Raw genomic sequence first — 17,960 nt, 5'->3', positions numbered from 1 at the left:
GCTTTCCGAATTTCACGAAGAGATTCGGGCTGAATCCAAGACCCTGGGTTGGCAGTCTTTCCAAGGATGCATGCCGGGCTTCGCGCGCGCTTAACTTCAAGCTTTGCCGGGCCGCACGCAGGCCGGGACTGCGCAAGCTTCCGGGGCGGCTTTCATACCCATACCGGAACTCAGGAACTGTCATGAAACGTACTTACCAACCTTCCGTCACCCGCCGCAAGCGTACCCACGGTTTCCGCGTGCGCATGAAGACCCGTGGCGGCCGCGCCGTCATCAACGCCCGCCGCGCCAAGGGCCGCAAGCGCCTGGCCATCTGACGGCAGTGCCGGCCGTCGTACAGGCCGGCCACGCAGCGTTACAGCATTGAATCCGCGCGCGTCGTTTCCCGGCACCGCGCGGTTGCGCAGCCCGGCGGAATTCGCTCCTGCGCTGAAAGGGCGCCGCCTTGCAAGAGGGGCGCTTTTTGTTTTGAGCATGGCGCCGTCGGCCCAGCCCCGGCTGGGCCTGGTGGTGGGCAAGCGCTACGCCCCCCTGTCGGTCAGCCGCGCCGCCCTGAAACGCGTCGCGCGCGAGGCCTTCCGGCTGCGGCGCGCGGAACTGCCGGCCGGCGATTATGTCTTCAGATTGCACGCCCGCATTCCTTCGTGCTCGCTGACCGAACTCAAGCGCCAGGCCAGGCAGGAAATCGACGCCCACCTGGCCCGGGCAATGAAGGCGAACCGCCCCGGCTAGACCGGACGGACGGCCGAAGGCGGGCGTATTTCCCGCAACAGGGGCCCATCGTGACGGAAACCCATAGCAACGCGCTGCCCACCGGCTCGACGCTCCCGCGCCGCCTGCTGATCTGGCCCATCCGTTTCTACCGGTACTTCCTGAGCCCCTGGATCGGCCAGTCCTGCCGCTTCACCCCCACCTGCTCCGCCTACACGATGGAAGCCATCGACCGCCACGGCCCCGTCCATGGCACCTATCTGGGCCTGCGCCGCATCTGCCGCTGCCACCCCTATGCCCAAGGAGGTCTGGACATGGTCCCCCCCCTACGCGCTGACGCGCGCCCCCCAGGGGGCGGCACTGGCGGACCAGCAAAGCCGGATCCGCTGTGCCCTGGGGTAAAACCAGGCTGGCGACGACTGGCGTTTTGGATAAGAGGAAACCGGTAGGAAGACACGAAACAGACCCAGGATGCGGTGGATCCGGCTTTGCCGGTCCACCCGCATCGCCCCCACGGGACCCGGCGCCGGGCCGCCCCAAGCCGGGTCCCGGCCCCCTCGGGGGGCTGCCGCGTAGCGGCTTGGGGGGCCCACCATTCGGGGCGCGCGTAAGCGCGTAGGGGGGGGCCTTGCTACACTAGCGGACTTTGCCGCGACGACGATTGGAACTATCCGTCCATGGACATGCAACGCACCATCCTCTGGATGATCTTCTCGCTATCCCTGCTTTTCCTGTGGGATGGCTGGCAGAAGTACAACGGACATCCCTCGATGTTCGGCTCCACCCCCGCCAAGACGGCGACCGCGCAGGCTCCGCAGGCCCAGCCCGACCAGGCCGGCGTGCCGTCCGCGACGCCGGCGGCCGCGCCCGCGGCCGGCACAGACGCCGTTCCCGGTAGCGCGCCGCAGGCCCAGCAGCCCGCGCCCGCCGAGAAAATCGTCGTCACCACCGACGTGCTGCGCCTGACCTTCGACACCGTTGGCGCGCAGATCGTCAAGGCCGAACTGCTCAAGCACGCCGACATCGAAGACCACGAGCACCCCACCGTGCTGCTGGACGATTCCGCGCAGCGCGTCTACCTCGCGCAAAGCGGCGTGGTCGGCGCGGCCAACGGCGCGTCGTTCCCGACGCACCGCACGCCCTTCCACGTCACCACCCCGGCGCGCGAACTGGCCGGCGACAAGCTGGAGATCTCGTTCGAGGCCGAGAGCGGCGGCGTCAAGCTGATCAAGACCTTCACCCTGCACAAGGGCCAGTACGCCATCGACGTGCGCCACAACCTGGCCAACGTCGGTACCGAGCCCGTCTCGCCCTCGCTCTACTTCCAGCTGACCCGCGACGGCAACAAGCCGCCCGGCGAAAGCCATTTCTACAGCACCTTCACCGGCCCGGCCATCTATACCGCCGAGCACAAGTTCCAGAAGGTCACGTTCTCGGACATCGAGAAGGGCAAGGCATCGTTCAACAAGTCGGCCAACGACGGCTGGCTGGGCATGATCCAGCACTACTTCGCCGTGGCCTGGGTGCCGCCCGAAGGCGTGGCCCGCACCTACGACATGTCCAAGGTCGGCAATAACCTGTACGCCGTGCGCGCCATCGAACCCGTCGGCACGCTGGCTCCCGGCACCGGCAACACCGTCGACGCCAAGCTGTGGATCGGCCCGCAGGACCAGTCCGCCATGGCCGCCGTGGCTCAGGGCCTGGACCTGGTGGTGGACTACGGCTGGCTGACCATCATCGCCAAGCCGCTGTTCCTGCTGATGACCTGGCTGCACAAGCTGCTGGGCAACTGGGGCTGGACCATCGTCGCGCTGACCGTCATCATCAAGGCGGTGTTCTTCCCGCTGTCGGCCGCGGGCTACAAGTCCATGGCGCGGATGAAGAAGGTCGCCCCGCGCATGCAGGCGCTGAAAGAGAAGTTCGGCGACGACCGCCAGAAGCTCAACATGGCGATGATGGAGCTGTACCGCACCGAGAAGATCAACCCGGTGGGCGGCTGCCTGCCGATGATCGTCCAGGTGCCGGTGTTCATCGCGCTGTACTGGGTGCTGCTGGCCAGCGTGGAAATGCGCAGCGCGCCCTGGATCCTGTGGGTGCATGACCTGGCCTCGCCCGACCCCTGGTTCATCCTGCCGGCGCTGATGATGGCCACCATGTTCCTGCAGATGAAGCTCAACCCCACGCCGCCCGATCCCGTGCAGGCCAAGGTCATGATGATCATGCCCCTGGTGTTCGGCGGCATGATGTTCTTCTTCCCCGCGGGCCTGGTACTGTACTGGGTGGTGAACAACTGCCTGTCGATCGCGCAGCAGTGGTTCATCACAAAAAACAATCGGTAGGAGTCTCCTGCGCGCTTGTCGGGCCGTTCCGGGAAACCGGGACGGCCTTTTGTTTTACAGTGCGGGGACGGGCTTCGCCGCCTTTTCCGAACTTCGCCCATGATTTCCGACCAGGATCCCATTGTCGCCATCGCCACCGCCGCCGGACGCGGCGGGATCGGTGTCGTGCGCGTGTCGGCGCGCCAGCCGCTCGATGGACTGATACAGGCGCTGCTGGGCCGCGCGCTGGTGCCGCGCCATGCGCACTACCTGCCTTTTCGCGATGCCGACGGCGGGATCATCGATGAAGGCATCGCGCTGTCCTTTCCCGCGCCGCATTCCTACACCGGCGAACACGTGCTGGAACTGCAGGGCCATGGCGGGCCGGTGGTGCTGCGGCGCCTGCTGGCGCGCTGTCTGCAGGCGGGCATGGAGATGGGCATGCGGCTGGCCGAGCCCGGCGAGTTCACCCGTCGCGCCTTCCTGAACGACCGCATGGACCTGGCCCAGGCCGAGGCCGTAGCCGACCTGATCGACGCGTCGTCCGAGGCAGCCGCCCGCAGCGCGGCGGCCTCGATGACGGGCGTGTTCTCGGCCGAGGTCAACGGCCTGGCCGACCGCATCGTGCACCTGCGCATGCTGGTCGAGGCCACGCTGGACTTCCCCGAGGAAGAGATCGAGTTCCTGGAGAAATACCAGGCCCGCGAAACCCTGGCCGCGATCCAGGCCGACCTGGCCCGGCTACTGTCGCAGGCGCGCCAGGGCGCCATCCTGCGCGAAGGGCTGCACGTCGTGCTGGCCGGCCAGCCCAACGTCGGCAAGTCCAGCCTGCTCAACGCGCTGGCCGGCTTCGACGCCGCCATCGTCACCCCCATCGCCGGCACCACGCGCGACAAGGTCGTGCAACAGATCGACATCGACGGCGTGCCCCTGCACGTGGTCGACACCGCCGGCCTGCGCGAGACCGAGGACACCGTCGAGCGCATCGGCATCGAACGCACCTGGGCCGAGATCGGCAAGGCCGACGTCATCGTGCACCTGCTCGATGCCACGCGCCCGGGCCCCGAACTCGACGCCGCCATCACCTCGCGGCTGCCGCCGCGCACCCCGGTGCTGGAAGTGGTGAACAAAATCGACCTGGTCGAGGACGGACAGATCGGACAGGCCCAGGCCGCGGGCGCCAAGCGGCTGCCCGTGTCGGCCAGGACCGGGCAGGGCCTGGACGCATTGAAGCGCGAACTGCTGGCGATCGCCGGATGGAATCCCTCGGCGGAATCACCTTATCTGGCGCGCGAGCGGCATATCCATGCGCTGCTGACGGCGGCGAATCATCTGGAACTGGCGGCCGGGCATGCGGCGCAAAGCGATCGGGTGCTGGATCTGTTCGCCGAGGAATTGCGGTTGGCGCACGAGGCGTTGACCTCGATTACCGGGGAGTTCAGCAGCGATGATCTGCTGGGCGTGATTTTTTCGCGGTTCTGCATCGGGAAGTGAGGTGGGGTCTAGAGACGTCCACTGAAGTCTTCTGATGTGGCTTTAAGCCGCGTAAACAAAGGGATTTCTGTCTACTAACGGATTCGGTGATACAGTCAAAGCCACACACTTTTATGTCCAAGTTTAGTTCCAAGTAGGTGGATGATTGCTTTCTTTCTCCTACTTGGACATACGGAGGATGAGATGGCGCTGACCGACACCGCACTCAAGGCGCTCAAGCCCAGGGACAAGACCTACACGGTCACCGACGACCGGGGGCTTCATGTGGAAGTGTTCCCGACCGGGGGCATCGTCTGGCGCTATCGCTACCGGCTGAATGGCAAGTACGAGAAGCTGACGCTGGGCAAATATCCCGCGCTGACGCTGAAGAATGCGCGCCTGAAACGGGATGAGGCGGCCCAGCAAGTAGCAATGGGCGAATCGCCGGCAAAGAAGAAGCAGCAGGAGAAGGTGGCCGGTCCCGAAGACGCCACCGTGGCCGACTTCGCCAAACGCTTCTTCAGGGACATCCAGGAACGCGACCGCAAGGACGTGACCATGCCTCGCCGCTACCTGGAGAAGGACATCCTGCCGCACATCGGCAGCAAGCCGGTCCGGGACATCACCGCCGACGACGTGCGCAGCGTCATCTGGCGCAAGAAGGAACAAGGCTTCGATGCCGCCGCCGGGCAGGTACGCGGCCTGCTCAAGCGCATGCTCGATTACGCGCTGACCTGCGGCCTGATCCAGGCCAACCCGGTCATGGCCCTGCCGATGCGGCACGTCTACCGCGCTGCCGCCCGTGACCGGGCGCTGACGCCGGACGAAATCCGGCAGTTCCTTCGCGCCATGCAGACCTCCAACATCCGCCGCCAGTTCAAGATCGCCTTCCAGCTGATCTTGATGACTCTGGTGCGCAAGTCGGAACTGATGCTGGCGCAGTGGAAGGACGTGCATCTGGACGAAGGCGAATGGCACATCCCGGTCGAGAACTCCAAGACCGGCAAGCCGCACATCGTCTACCTGTCCACCCAGGCGCAGACGCTGTTCAAGGAACTCAAGCCACTCGCCAGCAGCAGCGTCTGGGTGCTGCCGGGGCGCGGCACCCTGACCAAGCCCTTTGCCAACAATGCGCTGAACCAGGCGCTGAAGGTGTCATTGCAGGGGCAGCAGATCCCTGCCTTCACCATCCATGACCTGCGACGCACCGCATCGACGTTGCTGCACGAACAGGGCTGGTCTTCGGATGTCGTGGAGAAGGCGCTGAACCACACCATCGGCGGCGTGCGTGGTGTCTACAACCGGGCGGAGTACGCCGAACAGCGGCGGGAGATGTTGCAGGCGTGGTCGGACTACATCGACAGGCTGGCGCCGTCGGGGAATCTGGTGATCGGTGCCGGCTAGACGTGATGGTGGCCTTTTCCTTTTCCGGGTAGGGCCGTTGTCCCTTGGGCACCATTCCCTTATCGCCTTTTCATCTTCCCTTTGGCCGGGCCAAGCCCGGCAATTTATTTTCTCTTCCTGCTACTTTTGCCCAGCTTGGGCAGCGCCTTGGCGGCGTCCTCCAACGCTCGCACATTGGCATCTGCACCTTCGGCCTCCAACAAGGCCCGCCGCTGGACGGCGAACTGCTCATATTGGTTCTCAGCGTGGGCGTCGGCCTGCTTCTTGGAGATGCGGCCTGCGCCGGTGAGAACATCGCGTTCGTTGAAGGTCAGGAAGGCATCGAGCCGCTCCGCCCAGTCCTTCAGGAACACCTCCTTGCGCCGACGGGCCTGATCCTCGGCAAAGTCCAGCCACATCGTGACGATGCGGTTGAGTTCGCTGATTTCCGATTCCCGCAGGTAGTTCTTGGCAACGGTCACATCGGCCTTTTGTACGCTGCTGGATTTCCAGGTCGTCAGCCCCATGTTGGGCTGGCGGCTGTCGGCACGCTCGGCAATCAGTTCGGCGGCGGTCTTGCCTGTGACGGCGAAGTGCAGCTTGTTCTGGATAAACCGGAAGAACTGGGTGGTTTCCGGCAGCGTGGGCGAATAGTCCGCTGCCATCGAAAATATCTCGCGCACTCGCAGGTACATCCGGCGTTCGCTGGCCCGGATGTCGCGGATACGTTCGAGCAACTCGTCGAAACGGTCGGGAACGGCGGAACCGGCGACGGGCGGATTCTTCAGGCGTTCGTCGTCTAGGGTGAAGCCCTTGACTAGGTACTCCGCCAGGCGCTCCGTGGCCCAACGGCGGAATTGTGTGCCCCGTGGCGAGCGCACCCGGTAGCCGACCGCCAGAATTGCTTCCAAGCTGTAGTAGGCCACCCGGTAGTTCTTGCCGTCAGAGGCAGTTGTCAACCAATAGTTGACAACTGCCTCGGGCCGCAATTCCCCCTCGGCAAAGATCGCCTTCAGGTGCTTGGCGACGTTCTGCTTGCTGGTCTGGAACAGTTCGGCCATGCCCGCCTGCGGCAGCCATAGCGTATCGGCCACGAAGCGGCATTCGACGCGGGTACGCCCGTCTTCGGTCTCGTAAAGCAAGAATTCGCCGGGTAGAGGCTGAAGTTGATCGGTCATGAGCAATACCTGTGCGAAATTTGCAGGAGAGCAGGAAGATCCGTCATCCATCTGCCCTCTAAACCCACCCGGCCGACAGTGCTTCCGCTTGCTGCAACACTGTCTGGACGGCGGCGTCCTGCAAATCAGGCGGATAACCGTACTTGCGCAGGATGCGCTTGACCAATACACGCATCCGGGCACGCGCCGAATCGCGATGTGCCCAGTCCACCGAGACGTTGCCTTTCAGGCTCACCAGCAGTTCATGGGCGATCACCTTGAGCTTGTCATCGCCCATTGCCTGCACCGCCGATTCGTTCTCGGCCAGTGCATCGTAGAAAGCGATTTCCTCGTCGCTGAGGCCGGATTCCTCTCCACGCTGCCGTGCCGCGCGGATGTCCTTCGCCAACTGAATCAGCTCCTGCAACACCTCGGCGGTGGTGATGGCATTGGCGTGGTAGCGCGCTACGGCGGCTTCAAGTCGTTCCGAAAACGTCCGCGTTTCGACGATGTTGGCCTTGCTGCGCGAACGGATGCCATCGTTGATGAGCTTGCGCAGGGCTTCCAGCGCAAGGTTCTTCTTCTGCATCTGCTGCACTTCGGCCAGGAACTCGTCGGACAGAATGGAAATGTCCGGTGACCGGATGCCTGCCGCTTTCAGGATGTCCACGATCTCGGTGCTGACCACCGCACGGCTGACAATCTGCTGGATGGCGAAGTCGCGCTCCTGTGAGGTCACGCCGGAGCCCGTGCTCGACTTGACCAGCGCGGCGCGAATAGCTTGGAAGAAGCCGACTTCCTCGCGAATGCCACGTGCCTCGTCGGAGGCTGACGCCAGCGAATACGCCTTCGACAAGGCCAGCACTGCGTCCTGATAACGCCGCTGAGCGTTCTTCTTGCCCTCCTCGGTGGTCTCCGCCGCCGCCCATTGTTGCTGCCTGTCCAGAATCCACTCGATGGCTCCGGCCATCATCGCCAGCCGCTGTTGCGGCGTGCCGCTCAAGGCCGTGGCGTAGTCGAAGCCGTGGTACATGTCACGCACCACTTCGTACTTCTCCAACAGCACGGCTACGGCCTGCGCTTCATCGACGCCCGTGGTTTCCTGGTCGCGCGCCGAATACTGCGCCAGCGCCGACTTCAGGCTCTGGGCGATACCGATGTAGTCCACGATCAGGCCCGCAGGCTTGTCGCGGAACACGCGATTGACGCGAGCAATGGCCTGCATCAGTCCGTGGCCCTGCATCGGTTTGTCCACATACATCGTATGCATGCAAGGGGCGTCGAAGCCGGTCAGCCACATGTCGCGCACGATGACCAGCTTGAGCGGGTCTTTGGCATCGCGGGCGCGTTTGGCAAGCAGGTCGCGTCGCGTCTTGTTGCCGATGTGCTTCTGCCATTCGGGTGGGTCGCTAGCTGCGCCCGTCATCACGATTTTAATGGCTCCGACATTGTCATCGGTGCTGTGCCAATCCGGGCGCAATTTGACGATCTCGTCGTACAGCGCCACGCAGACGCGGCGGCTCATGCACACCACCATTGCCTTGCCATCCAGCGCGGCCAGCCTGTCTTCGAAATGGGCTACCAAATCCTGAGCTACCAGTGCGAGGCGTTTTTCGCTGCCGACTAGTTTTTCGACGGTCGCCCATTTCGCCTTCAGCTTTTCCTGTTCGGTGACCGCCTCGTCCTCAGTCAGCGCTTCCACCTCAGCATCGAGCTTGGGTTTCTCGTCCTCATCCAGTTCAATGCGCGCCAACCGCGATTCGTAGTAGATCGGCACCGTCGCGCCGTCCTCCACCGCGCGGCTGATGTCGTAGATGTCGATGTAATTGCCGAACACCGCTGGAGTGTTCACGTCGGTGGCCTCGATGGGCGTGCCCGTGAAGCCGATGAAGGAGGCATTGGGCAGCGCATCGCGCATGTACTTGGCAAATCCGTAGGAGACTTCACCGGTCTTGGCATCCACCTTCGCTCTAAAGCCGTATTGCGAACGGTGCGCTTCGTCGGCGATGACGACCACGTTGCGGCGTGTGGTCAGCGGCTCATTCACCTCTCCAAACTTCTGTAAGGTTGTGAAGATCACGCCGCCCGAAGCCCGAGCCAGAAGTTGCTGCAAATGTTCGCGGCTTTCGGCCTGCACCGGCGTCTGGCGGATCAGGTCGCGGCACATCGAGAAGGTGGCGAACAACTGGTCGTCCAGGTCATTGCGGTCGGTCAGCACGACAAGCGTCGGGTTCTCCATTGCCGGGTGTTTCACCAGACGCCCGGCGTAGAAGGCCATCAGCAGACTCTTACCAGAACCTTGCGTATGCCAGATCACCCCCGCGCGCCGGTCGCCTTTATGTTGTGTCGCTACGCTGGGCAGCCCGTAGGATGCCGGCTCTTCGGCCACGCCCTGCTGCGAGTCGGCGGCACGAATCGTGGACTCGATGGCGCGGTTGACTGCGTGGTACTGGTGATAGCCCGCCACGATTTTCGCCAGGCCCCTGCCGGTTTCGCCGAACACGGTGAAGTGACGCAGCACATCGAGGAACCGTTGCTTCTCGAACACGCCCTCGATCAGCGTCGGCAGTTCCGGCAGGCCCTTTTCCAGAATGGACTTGCCATCCGTGGTGCGCCACGGCATGAAGCGTTCCAGATCGGCAGACAACGAACCCACTCGCGCCGCGATGCCGTCGCTCGTCACCAGCAGCGCATTGGTGTGGAACAGTGTTGGAATCTGCTGCTTGTAGGTTTGCAGTTGATTGAACGCGCCGGCCAGGTGCGCGCCCGCGCTGCCCGGTGCTTTCAGTTCGATCACCGCCAGCGGCAGGCCGTTGACGAACAGCACCACGTCCGGCCTGCGGTTGACCTGGCCGTTGATGACCACGAACTGCTGCACGGCCAGCCAGTCGTTGCGTTCAGGCGCATCGAAGTCCAGAAGCTGAACCTTGCCCGCCGTCAGCACGCCATCGTCGCCGTAGTATTCAACATCTGCGCCTTCGGTCAGCAGCGCGTGGATGCGGCGATTTTCTTCCAGCAGAGCGGGAAAGACGGATTGCGTGAGCTTGCGGATGGCATCCGCCCGCGCCTCCGGCGGAAGCTGCGGATTGAGCTGCAGTACGGCATTCTCCAGCCGATTTTTCAGGATGACGACATCGTGGCTGTCGCGTTCCGGCGCGCTGCCATCCGGGCCGATAACGTCGTCCGAAGCAATCGCATAACCCAACCCTCGCAACTGCTCCAGCAGCGCCAGCTCCACGGCTGCCTCCGACAGGAACGCCATTACAGTTCTCCTTGTTCATCGCTGGGCTGAATAGCCACCAGCTTCAACAGCCCGTCGTAATGCTCACGGTCGACAGCCATCATCATTTCGAGTGTGTTGCGCAACACGGGTTGGGTTTCTGCAAGTAGAGAAAGATCGTGCCCCGGATCAGCGATCGCGCCAGCATGTGAGTACGTGTTGAGCAAGCGGAGGATGCGGGTCTTTTTCGCGCTGTCGAAATCTACGCGCTCGAGTCGTGGGCCGAGATCCCCGCTCATCTCGGGGAAGCGGAATGCGAGGAAGGCCTCAATCAACCGGCGCGCGACGTTGGGCAAACCGTAGTGGTGCTCCAGTTGGACAACGTCATTGCGGTGAGCCTCCTCGTGGACGCGCTTGAACAGGTACTGGTACTCCGATTCGTACTCCTCAAGCAGAGGATCAAGATGGCCTAACTCGCTGGTGCGCGATCCGTCCGCGTGACGCCGGGTACGAAGCAGGAAGAACCGACCGGGCCGGTCTTCGATCTTTTTCTTTCGTTGCCCAGGCAGGTGATGGAACCAGTTCTTCACCAGCCGGAAGAACGAGAAGCTGTGCGTCAAGATGAAAAGCTGCCCGGCTTCCTTGGTGCGATCCTTCATGTAGCCGAAGGCCGAGAACAGTGCGTTGTCATCGAGGCTCGACACTGGGTCATCAATGACGACAATCCCATTCTTCAAGTCGAATGCTCTGTCCTGCAACGACTTGAGGAAATAGAGGAATGCAATCGCCGTGCGCTCTCCATCGCTCAAATGCGCTACGTACTCGCCGCTGCGGGTCAGCGCGTAGCCGGTGCCCTTCACCTCGAAGCGCAGTTCGTCGCGCCCCAGGTAGGCGCGTAGCTCAGCGGTCAGTTCATCAGCGGGGCGGCGATGTTCGAGGATCGCGCGTTCCAGGCCATTGATCTGCGTCTGGGTTCCTGCCTGCGTGGCCTTGATGCCCTCCACTTCGGCAGTCGCGGTTTTTACAGCAGCGGAGAGTTGGACGAACTCGGTGTGTGCCTCAGCGACATACGAGGCCTCAAGCTTCTTGCACGCACCATCGACCGACGCTTTGAACTCTGCGGAGATGCGGTTGTGCTTCTCCACGATCCTGTTGAATGCGGCAACTGAGTCGGTGATCGAGGAAGGTTTCTGAATAGCGGGTGTCAGCGTGGCGGTGGGTGCGAACGGCTGATCTCGCTTGGCCTCGACACGTGCGATGAGGGCATCGAGCGCGGCTTGGGTCTCAGACTGCGCCGTCAACACCATCGTGCAGGCGGATGGAACTTCGGACGCGAGCGCGTCATAGAAGCGTGAAACATCGGGCAGCGGCAGTGAGGCCGCAGCCTGCTTGGCCGCCTTCAGCTTCGAGAGAAGAGCAGACAGGTCTTTCTGAAAGCCCGCGAAGGCGTCGTTGAAATGAGCTTCGAGCGCGGCACGACGTGCTGCCTGAAGCGGTTGCTGGCAGAAGCGGCAGGTGTCGGAGGCGTGCTCGCCCGAGTGCAGATGAAGCCCTTCTTGCACCCACGCGGCAAGCCTGGAATTGCTGGTCAGTTCTTCGAGCGTCTGCGCGACGACGGAGCGACCGACCAACGTGCCGACCTCACTCGTCAACGCAGCAAGGTCGATGGATGGCGCAACAACTTTCTCGACAAGGGGCTTTGGCTGGGCGTTCTTCTGGCTATGGAGATGTGCTTTCTGCTCGTTGGTCAGAGTCGCGGCCACCGCCCGCTGTGCATCCATTGCCTCAACGGCACGCCTGAAATTTCGCTTGTCGTAGTTGTTGTAGGTCTGGCTGTTCGCGGTGGTCAACAGCTCCTTGATGAGCTTCGCCTTGTCCTTGCAGAAATCGTCCAGCTTTGACTCTGCTTTCGTCTTCTCGGCCTGGGCACTCCGCAACGCGATGTCGGTTGTGGCAAGCTCCTTCTTGAGCTGCTCGACCTGTGCCTGCTTCCCGATGCTGTCTTCGCCGAGAAAGTAGATCGGTGCAATGCCGCCGCCCGTTTGCGACAGGGTGGCATTGATGGAATCCCGGTTGAATACGCGCACTTGGGGCATTTGCGCCGAACCGAAAGCGGAACCTGCCACCTTCGTCGTGCCGTCGATCTCCAGTGCCGCCTCACCCTCTAGGAGCGCGGTTTTCTTCTCGACGAGCGAAAGCAGCCATGACAGCGTCGTCTTCCCGCTGCCGTTCCATCCATAGATGACATTGAACTGCGCGAATGGGTGCAGTTCTGTTGGCCATGAAAAATCGCGGAACACTCGGAGTCGTAGCTTGGCGATGCGAGTCAACTTCATGCCGACTCTCCTTGTTCTTCGACGGATTCCACAGCCGGAACCGGTACGCCACGCGCAGCGTTCAGGGCTTCGATGTAGGCATCCCGGTCGAGCTGATAGAGCAAGCGACTGACGGGAATGTTGAGGGAAAGATATTCGCCGCCGGGCAGCAGCACCCGAAGTTCCGGGTTGCCATCATCGTCCGTCACCAACTCCAGTCCTACGTTTGCGTCGATAAGTTGATTGAACGCCTCGAATCGTTCCCACGGCTCGCGCGAACTGATTGGATCGCGCTGTGCCTCCAGATAGGCTTGGTGCAGAAACATCACCAGCGCGTCCGCCGACAAGACCGCTGAGCGCCGATGATGGACAGACAGCTTGGCCAGGAATCCATCCCGACCGTGGCTGACTGGCCCGGATTCATTCCGAAGATCACTCAGGGCCGTCGTCAGTTTGTGGTGCTGCGATACCAGCTTGAGGAACTTGTTGTTCTGGTTCTCGCCAAGCTTGAGTACGCGCACTGCCGCGCTGACCCATGCGCTAAAACTCGGGGCCGCATCTGTCGGCTTGACGGGCTGAGCGGGTGAATCCAGTTCATCGACAATGATGCGGCAGAACACTTCGACAATGGATTTCGCGCAGTCGATGCACGCATCGTTGTCCTGCTCCAAGGTGCGCTCCAGCGCCTCGAAGGTCTGCTGCAACATCGGCGCATCGCGCCAATGCATGCAAGCTTCGCGGATACCGGGACACCAATCCAGACTCATTGGGGCACCCGAAGTTGGCCGGAGAGAAGGCGTGGCAGTAGTGCGTCACGTATAGCTGCGAGGGTGGCAATGTGGCGCTCGTTGTTCTGGATGCGTTCCAGCATCGGTGCCGCCACTTCGTCGAACTGAGCCAGTGCGTCGGGCGGCGGCAGCGCGACCTTTATGGGGCGAAATGCGGACTTGCTGATCTCCATGAAGGTGGAGCCGTTGGCTTTTTGTTTGATGGATTCCATGTTGACCTGCGCCCAGAACAGCAGCCACACTGGCGACAGTGCACCGCCGGGCAGCATGGCGATGAAGCCCTGATTGATGGCGACAGGCACGGCGGCGATGGCGAGGTAGCCGATGGGGGCACGCGACGACATCAACAGCGTGCCAGCAGGCAACAGGCCACTGCTGATGCGTGCTACGCCCGCATCGGTGATACGACGCTCGGTGGTTATCAGTATGGGCGCTTGTAGGCCAGATAAATCTTTCGGTGTTGCCCAGTAATGTAAGCCGCCATTCCAAAAGGTTTCGTCCTTGGTACTAGGTGTTGCTCCACCCACGCACTGCACAAGCTTGCCGACTTCTTCCGCCCGCCACCCCTTGGGAATCAATCCGAGTTCTGATTCCTGCATATCCTCTGGCGACACACCGTCAAAGTCCACAAAACGGGACTTGAACAGCGCGGCGGCGATGGATTCCAGAATGGCGTTGGTCTGGCGCAGGTTGTTGATGCGGTCGTCGAGCGTCGCTAGAACTTCCGCCGCTGCGCGACGAACTTCTGGCTGCTGCAACTCAAACTCATAGTTGGCAATGGATTGCCATGCAACGCGCTGGCGCCCCGATGTCCCTTCCATGCGCGAGATGGCGAAGTTGCGAAACTCCGGGGCACGGCACAGGTAGTAGACGAAATCGTTGTCCGCCGAATCGTGACCACAAAGCACAATGAATTCAGTCGAACCTTCACCGATAACTCCATCTGGGAGCACATTAACCTGTGCTGTCTTACCATTTTCGAGGCACGGCGTGATTCGCGCGAGAAGCGTATCGCCATTCTGAAAATGCGCTCCAGCGGCTTTTGCGATGCGAGTTTCAACCGCTGAAGGAGAAATATCTCGCCCACTCAAAGGCAACGCGGCCATTTCGACAAATGGTACAAACTCGCCTTTCTTGACCTTGCGGGTCGGGTTGATGGCAGCTACATCAGACAGCTTGGCCATAGCCCAACGCCTCCAACTTTTCACGGATGAGCGAATCCAGTTCGGCGCCACGCTCCGTCTGCTTGGACAACTGTGCAGTCAGGCGCTGCATCTTGTCGTCAAAAGCTTCGTCGTCATCCTCCTGCGCTTCCGCACCAACATAGCGACCCGGTGTCAACACATAGTCATGTTTGCGGATTTCTTCGAGGGTAGCGGACTTACAGAAGCCAGGGATGTCCGAATAGTCACCCGCGTCAGGTTCCCCTCGCCACGCGTGATAGGTGGAAGCAATGCGCTTGATTTCGGCATCGGTTAGTTCGCGCCGCGTGCGATCCACCAGCACACCCATCTTGCGCGCGTCAATGAAGAGTACTTCGCGGCGACGATCGCGCAGTTTGGTCTTCTTCACCAAGCCATTGCTGCGATCCTTCGCCAGAATCCATAGACAAGCCGGAATCTGCGTGGAATAGAACAACTGGCCGGGCATGGCGACCATGCAATCCACCACGCCAGCGCCATCAGCGGCTTCAAGCATGGCCTTTCGGATCTCGCCTTCGCCGCTCTGCTGCGAGCTCATCGAGCCATTGGCCAGCACCACGCCCGCGACACCATGCGGTGCAAGGTGATGAAAGATGTGCTGCAACCACGCATAGTTGGCGTTGCCCACGGGCGGAGCGCCAAATTGCCAGCGCACGTCTTCGCGCAAGCGCTCCCCGCCCCAGTCGCTGATGTTGAAAGGTGGGTTGGCAAGGATGAAGTCGGCCTTGAAGTCGCGCAGTTCGTCCTTGTGGAAGCTGCCCTCGTTGTTCCAACGGATGTCAGAGTCGATGCCGCGCACGGCCAGGTTCATCTTCGCCAGGCGCCAGGTGGTGTAGTTGCTTTCCTGGCCATAGATGGCGATGTCGCCGATGCGCCCGCCGTGTTCGGTGACGAACCGTTCGCTCTGCACGAACATGCCGCCACTGCCACAACAAGGGTCATACACGCGCCCGGTGTACGGTTCCAACATTTCCACCAGTGTGCGCACCACAGAGCGCGGCGTATAAAACTCGCCACCGCGCTTGCCTTCCGCACCGGCGAACTGGCCCAGGAAGTATTCATAGACGCGGCCCAGCACGTCCTTGGACTTGTCGTTGCCTTCGTTCAGGGCAATGCCGGAGATCAGGTCGATCAGTTCGCCGAGCATCACCTTGTTGAGCGCGGGGCGGGCGTAGTCCTTGGGCAGAACGCCTTTCAGCGATTCGTTGTCCTTCTCGATGGCGCGCATGGCGTCGTCGATCAGCGCGCCGATGCTGCTTTGCTTGGCGTTGGCTTGCAGATGCGACCAGCGCGCTTCCTTGGGCACCCAGAAGATGTTGTCGGCGAGATATTCGTCCTTGTCCTCGGCGGCAGCGGCGTCCTCTGCCAGCAATTCAGCATGACGGGACTCGAAGGCATCGGAGATGTACTTGAGGAAGATCAGGCCCAGCGCAACGTGCTTGTAGTCACTGGGTTCCATGTTGCCGCGCAGCTTGTCGGCGGCTTTGAACAGCTCCGCCTCGAAGCCGAGGTTGCCGCCGTTGTTGTCGTTCTGTGCCATTGTTTCCTGTCCTATGTGCGTGCCGGGCCGCTCAGTACCACCAGAAGTTCTTTGTCATCGCTATTCATGAGCAAGCACCGCTAACAGGCTCGCGATGGCGGAGCGTGCCTGCTCCTTATCTGGGCTGGCCAACATCGTGCGCACCCTCTGGGCCAAGTCGTCAGCCGATGGTGCGGATACCCCATTGCCGATATGCGCCTCCCGCATACAGGCATTGATCACCTTGGCGGGCGGGTCGTACTCCCCCCGCTCATACCGGCTCAACTGGGACTGCGAAACGCCCAAAATGGTGGCGAACTCCGCCTGGGTTCGCCCATTGCGGGCGGCCCGAATGAGATCAGCGACGCTGTTGACCATAGGGTATCTTGGTGGCGTAAATATGCTTGAAAAGCATTATATATCAATTAAATGCTTGTAGAGCATTTTTTCATCGGAGGCATCGGAGCCAATGGCTCGCGCTCCAGCCGCAAGGCTGGCGTCAAGAGAATCAATTCATCGGCCCAGGTACACCGTCGTGACTTGCAGTCGCTCATGTCCCAATTCGCGGCTGATCGTCTGTCGCGCAACCTGGTCTTGGCTGTGTTGTACGGGTGTCAGTTGTTGCGTCGAAGGACCGCCTGCCGCCGGAGCCTTCCATCCTGTCAGCACCAGATAGCGCGTTTGGGCATAGCCATGCCGCAAACCGTGCATGTTGCTCAGGCCCGCCGCCTTGCATTGCCCGTCGTAAACGTGCCGCTGCTGGATGTAGGTCTTGTTCGCGGGGATCAGCGAGCCCACCCCTGCCAGCCGGTGGGCCTCGTCCAATACCATGCGCTGCTCCGGCGTCGTGATCGGCACCGTCCGATCTCGTCCGCCCTTGGCCCACGAGCCTTTGATGGCGATGTGGCCGCCACGGTCGGCATAGCGGGGTTGGAACTTAATGGACTCTTCCCGCCTCAGGCCAAAGGCCGCTTGCAGGCGCAGGCTCATGCGGACGTGTGGATCGGTGATCCGGTCCAGCTTGTCATCCAGTTCCTTGGCCTTGTTTTCATGGGGCACATTGTGCCGCTCGGGAATGCCCAGCTTGGTGTTGTCCGCCGGCAGGATGCCTGCCTTGCCGACCTTCTCTGCCCACCAGCGCAGGTGCGCCATGCGGTTCTTGATCGTGCCAGCCGACAGGCCTTCGGCTTGCCAGCGTTGCACCAGAGCTTCGACGTGTTTGCCCTTGAGCGAAGTAGCCCGTATCTGGCGGAAACCCGCTTCGCGCAGTTGGCGAGCAGCCAGGCTCAGCGACCGTTGCCGGTCAGCCTGGGTGGCGTGGCTGCCGTCGCGGTTGCGCAGGCAGAGCTGGCGCAGGGTATAGGTCAGGTCGTCCATCGCGGTGTTTTTCCATCGGTTGTCGGGGTTGAGAAGCAAACGGTCAGTGTTTTTGCCAACTCGCCAAGGCGAGATCCCCGAAGGGCAAGGGCCAGGTGCTCAGTTCACCTGTGGCCTCGAATGAGGCGTCCGCCTTGCTTCCTGTAGGAAGGCTGGGCGGAGGAATGGCAAGGGACGACAACGCGATATGCTGGGATGAGTACCTCCTGTGATGCAGTGTGGAAAAGGTGTCGGCAGGCCGCGCGAGGAAGGGCGACCAGCAACGAGTGCCTGGAACGGCGGATGTGTGTTGCGACGATGGCGGGACGAATCAGGCCGAGGATGAGGAAGGCTCTGCCCATGGGTAGGGCGGCACACCAAGCGAGCCTGGGTGTGCCTGGGATGGTTCCGTCCGGCGAGCCGGGTCTGCGCTTGTAGGAACCTGCGCCAGGGTTCCGGTGTTCATACCCACCGGCAGGTTGTTGCTGGGCCAGTGTGCCGGGGCATCATCATGTGCG

Annotated in this window: 14 protein-coding genes; 6 read left to right on the top strand and 8 right to left on the bottom strand. The window is 62.0% G+C overall.

Annotated features, from left to right (window positions below):
* Nucleotides 1-182 precede the first annotated feature (182 nt).
* The 6 genes from rpmH to R4823_RS28390 all read left to right on the top strand — a co-directional run bounded on the left by rpmH (nucleotide 183) and on the right by R4823_RS28390 (nucleotide 5,906).
* The gene (rpmH, locus tag R4823_RS28415; RefSeq protein WP_008650850.1) at nucleotides 183-317 is read left to right on the top strand and encodes a 50S ribosomal protein L34; all 135 of its coding nucleotides are present in this window, start codon (nucleotides 183-185) and stop codon (nucleotides 315-317) included.
* Nucleotides 318-363: 46 nt separating this feature from the next.
* On the top strand, nucleotides 364-732 hold the full coding sequence (locus R4823_RS28410; RefSeq protein WP_087839047.1) for a ribonuclease P protein component: 369 nt from the start codon (nucleotides 364-366) through the stop codon (nucleotides 730-732).
* A gap of 74 nt (nucleotides 733-806) precedes the next feature.
* Nucleotides 807-1,160: a membrane protein insertion efficiency factor YidD gene (yidD, locus tag R4823_RS28405; RefSeq protein WP_279817147.1), complete on the top strand. Its 354-nt coding sequence runs from the start codon at nucleotides 807-809 to the stop codon at nucleotides 1,158-1,160.
* Nucleotides 1,161-1,388: 228 nt separating this feature from the next.
* A complete protein-coding gene (gene yidC, locus R4823_RS28400) occupies nucleotides 1,389-3,050 on the top strand; it encodes a membrane protein insertase YidC (RefSeq protein ID WP_279817117.1) in 1,662 nt (553 codons plus the stop codon).
* Nucleotides 3,051-3,152: 102 nt separating this feature from the next.
* Nucleotides 3,153-4,523 (top strand): tRNA uridine-5-carboxymethylaminomethyl(34) synthesis GTPase MnmE, encoded by a 1,371-nt coding sequence (mnmE, locus tag R4823_RS28395; RefSeq protein WP_338619237.1) that lies wholly within the window; start codon nucleotides 3,153-3,155, stop codon nucleotides 4,521-4,523.
* A gap of 183 nt (nucleotides 4,524-4,706) precedes the next feature.
* Nucleotides 4,707-5,906, top strand: a complete 1,200-nt coding sequence (locus R4823_RS28390; RefSeq protein ID WP_338616986.1) for an integrase arm-type DNA-binding domain-containing protein — start codon at nucleotides 4,707-4,709, stop codon at nucleotides 5,904-5,906.
* A gap of 104 nt (nucleotides 5,907-6,010) precedes the next feature.
* Here the strand turns inward: R4823_RS28390 and R4823_RS28385 are convergent, their stop codons facing one another.
* From R4823_RS28385 to R4823_RS28350, 8 genes are all read right to left on the bottom strand, one after another.
* On the bottom strand, nucleotides 6,011-7,063 hold the full coding sequence (locus tag R4823_RS28385) for a virulence RhuM family protein (RefSeq protein ID WP_338616984.1): 1,053 nt from the start codon (nucleotides 7,061-7,063) through the stop codon (nucleotides 6,011-6,013).
* Between the two features lie 58 nt (nucleotides 7,064-7,121).
* Nucleotides 7,122-10,304, bottom strand: a complete 3,183-nt coding sequence (locus R4823_RS28380) for a type I restriction endonuclease subunit R (protein WP_338616983.1) — start codon at nucleotides 10,302-10,304, stop codon at nucleotides 7,122-7,124.
* Nucleotides 10,304-12,598, bottom strand: coding sequence for an AAA family ATPase (locus R4823_RS28375; RefSeq protein ID WP_338616982.1), 2,295 nt, complete (start codon nucleotides 12,596-12,598; stop codon nucleotides 10,304-10,306). Before R4823_RS28375 ends, R4823_RS28380 begins: the two co-directional genes overlap by 1 nt.
* The gene (locus tag R4823_RS28370) at nucleotides 12,595-13,305 is read right to left on the bottom strand and encodes an abortive infection family protein (protein ID WP_338616981.1); all 711 of its coding nucleotides are present in this window, start codon (nucleotides 13,303-13,305) and stop codon (nucleotides 12,595-12,597) included. Before R4823_RS28370 ends, R4823_RS28375 begins: the two co-directional genes overlap by 4 nt.
* A gap of 35 nt (nucleotides 13,306-13,340) precedes the next feature.
* Entirely contained in the window at nucleotides 13,341-14,549 is a 1,209-nt protein-coding gene (locus R4823_RS28365; RefSeq protein WP_338616980.1) for a restriction endonuclease subunit S, read from the bottom strand.
* Nucleotides 14,533-16,107, bottom strand: a complete 1,575-nt coding sequence (locus tag R4823_RS28360; RefSeq protein WP_338616979.1) for a class I SAM-dependent DNA methyltransferase — start codon at nucleotides 16,105-16,107, stop codon at nucleotides 14,533-14,535. Before R4823_RS28360 ends, R4823_RS28365 begins: the two co-directional genes overlap by 17 nt.
* Nucleotides 16,108-16,167: 60 nt before the next feature.
* A complete protein-coding gene (locus tag R4823_RS28355; protein ID WP_338616977.1) occupies nucleotides 16,168-16,464 on the bottom strand; it encodes a helix-turn-helix transcriptional regulator in 297 nt (98 codons plus the stop codon).
* A gap of 135 nt (nucleotides 16,465-16,599) precedes the next feature.
* Complete coding sequence (locus tag R4823_RS28350; RefSeq protein ID WP_338616975.1) at nucleotides 16,600-17,463, bottom strand: phage integrase N-terminal domain-containing protein; 864 nt, start codon at nucleotides 17,461-17,463, stop codon at nucleotides 16,600-16,602.
* Nucleotides 17,464-17,960 lie beyond the last annotated feature (497 nt).

Source organism: Pigmentiphaga sp. CHJ604 (genome assembly GCF_036972535.1).
GTDB classification, from domain to species: Bacteria; Pseudomonadota; Gammaproteobacteria; order Burkholderiales; family Burkholderiaceae_B; genus Pigmentiphaga; species Pigmentiphaga daeguensis.
The sequence above is the reverse complement of the archived record's forward strand: the minus strand, read 5'-3'. Positions and strand labels throughout refer to the sequence as shown.